The sequence below is a fragment of the Streptomyces sp. NPDC027962 genome (assembly GCF_055566095.1).
Genome location: NZ_JBVHTA010000111.1, coordinates 1 through 1,546, shown reverse-complemented (window position 1 = coordinate 1,546; position 1,546 = coordinate 1). Strand labels below are relative to the sequence as shown.

Genomic DNA, 1,546 nt, shown 5'->3' with positions numbered 1-1,546 from the left:
TTACTGCGGGGGGTTGCCGTGTTTGCGGGAGGGCAGGTCGGCGTGCTTGGTGCGCAGCATCGCGAGGGAGGCGATGAGGACCTCGCGGGTTTGTGCCGGGTCGATGACGTCGTCGACGAGGCCGCGTTCTGCGGCGTAGTAGGGGTGCATGAGCTCGGCCTTGTACTCCTTGACCATGCGAAGGCGCATGGATTCGGGGTCTTCGGCGTCGGCGATCTGGCGGCGGAAGATGACGTTCGCCGCGCCCTCGGCGCCCATGACGGCGATCTCGTTGGTGGGCCAGGCGTAGGTGAGGTCGGCGCCGATGGACTGGCTGTCCATGACGATGTACGCGCCGCCGTAGGCCTTGCGCAGGATCAGGGAGATGCGCGGGACGGTGGCGTTGCAGTACGCGTACAGCAGTTTCGCGCCGTGGCGGATGATGCCGCCGTGTTCCTGGTCGACGCCGGGCAGGAAGCCGGGCACGTCCAGCAGGGTGAGGATCGGGATGTTGAACGCGTCGCACATCTGCACGAAGCGGGCGGCCTTCTCGGAGGCCTCGATGTCCAGCACCCCGGCCAGGGACTGCGGCTGGTTGGCCACGATGCCCACCACCTGCCCGTCCAGACGCGCCAGCGCGCAGATGATGTTGCGGGCCCAGCGTTCGTGGATCTCCAGGAAGTCGCCGTCGTCGACGAGTTCCTCGATGACCTGGTGCATGTCGTAGGGGCGGTTGCCGTCCGCCGGCACCAGGTCCAGCAGCACCTCGCAGCGGCGGTCGGCCGGATCGCCGCTGTGCGCGGTGGGCGGGTTCTCCCGGTTGTTGGAGGGCAGCATCGACAGCAGGTAGCGGACCTCGCCGATGCAGGTCTCCTCGTCGTCGTAGGCGAAGTGCGCCACGCCGGAGGTCTGCGCGTGCACGTCCGCGCCGCCCAGCCCGTTCTGGGTGATCTCCTCGCCGGTGACCGCCTTGACCACATCGGGGCCGGTGATGAACATCTGCGAGGTGTCGCGGACCATGAACACGAAGTCCGTGAGCGCCGGACTGTAGGCGGCGCCGCCCGCGCACGGGCCGAGCATCACCGAGATCTGCGGGATCACCCCCGAGGCGCGGGTGTTGCGCTGGAAGATGCCGCCGTAACCGGCCAGCGCCGAGACACCCTCCTGGATACGGGCGCCGGCGCCGTCGTTCAGCGACACCAGCGGCGCACCCGCCGCGATCGCCATGTCCATGATCTTGTGGATCTTCGTGGCGTGCGCCTCGCCCAGCGCACCGCCGAAGATCCGGAAGTCGTGCGCGTACACGAAGACCGTGCGGCCCTCCACCGTGCCCCACCCGGTGATCACACCATCGGTGTACGGCTTCTTCGCCTCCAGCCCGAACCCCGTCGCACGATGCCGCCGCAACTGCTCCACCTCACGGAACGAGCCCTCGTCCAGCAGCAGAGCGATCCGCTCACGCGCCGTCAGCTTGCCCTTGGCGTGCTGCGCCTCGGTCGCCTTCTCACTCGGCCCGCGCACGGCCTGCTCGCGCAGCGCCTGCAGCTCGGCCACCCGGCCCCGGGCG

1 protein-coding gene is annotated in these 1,546 nt (G+C 69.1%); it reads right to left on the bottom strand.

Annotated features, from left to right (window positions below):
* On the bottom strand, window positions 1–1,546 hold a 1,546-nt coding region (locus tag ACZ4SA_RS36880), incomplete at its 5' end, for an acyl-CoA carboxylase subunit beta (RefSeq protein ID WP_468283228.1).